The sequence below is a fragment of the Bradyrhizobium sp. genome, assembly GCF_016462955.1.
Lineage (GTDB): Bacteria > Pseudomonadota > Alphaproteobacteria > Rhizobiales > Xanthobacteraceae > Bradyrhizobium.
Genome location: NZ_JAEMSD010000507.1, coordinates 3996 through 4801 on the forward strand (window position 1 = coordinate 3996; position 806 = coordinate 4801).

1 protein-coding gene is annotated in these 806 nt (G+C 69.9%); it reads left to right on the plus strand.

Features of this window, described 5'->3' with window-relative positions; translation table 11 throughout:
* On the plus strand, positions 1–744 hold a 744-nt coding region (locus tag JHD07_RS32995; protein ID WP_291629744.1), incomplete at its 5' end, for a ribonuclease HII.
* Positions 745–806: the final 62 nt, after the last annotated feature.

Genomic DNA, 806 nt, shown 5'->3' on the forward strand with positions numbered 1-806 from the left:
GTTCCTGCCGGCAAGAAAGGCATCATTGCCGTTGCGGCCCCCAGCTTTCGCCGCGAGCGCGCGCTGATCAAACGCGGCGTCTGGCCGATCGCCGGCTGCGACGAGGCCGGCCGCGGGCCGCTGGCCGGCCCGGTGGTGGCCGCCGCGGTGATTCTCGACCCCGACCGCATCCCGCGCGGTATCGACGATTCCAAGCGCCTGACCGCCGAGGAGCGCGAAAAGCTGTTCGACAAGATCTGCGCCACGGCGCAGGTGTCGGTCGCCGTCGCCTCGCGCGCGCGCATCGACCGCGACAACATCCTCCGGGCTTCGCTGTGGGCGCTGAAGCGCGCCGTGGTGGCTCTGCCGGAGACTCCAAGGCACGTCTTCGTCGACGGCCGCGACCGGCTCGACACCAATTGCGACTGCGAGGCCGTGATCGGCGGCGACGGCATCGTGCTGTCGATCGCCGCAGCCTCCATCGTCGCCAAGGTCACGCGCGACCGGCTGATGTGCGCGCTGGCGCAGGACTGTCCCGGCTACGGCTTCGAGCAGCACAAGGGCTACGCCGTCCCCGAACATCTCGACGCCCTCAATCGCCTCGGCCCGTCCGTCCACCACCGCAGCTTCTTCGCCCCCGTCGCCGCCGCTCGCGCCAAGCACATGCCGTGGACCGTCGAGCCGGTGCAGGACTTGTTCTCGGTGACCGCGGTCAAGGTGCAGGTGGAGGCGAGCGTCGAGATCGACGCGTCGGCAGGTCTCTAGGATTTCTCTCGGCAGCGCTCTTCGCCTCTCCCCGCCTGCGGGGAGAGGCCGGAATGTATCGC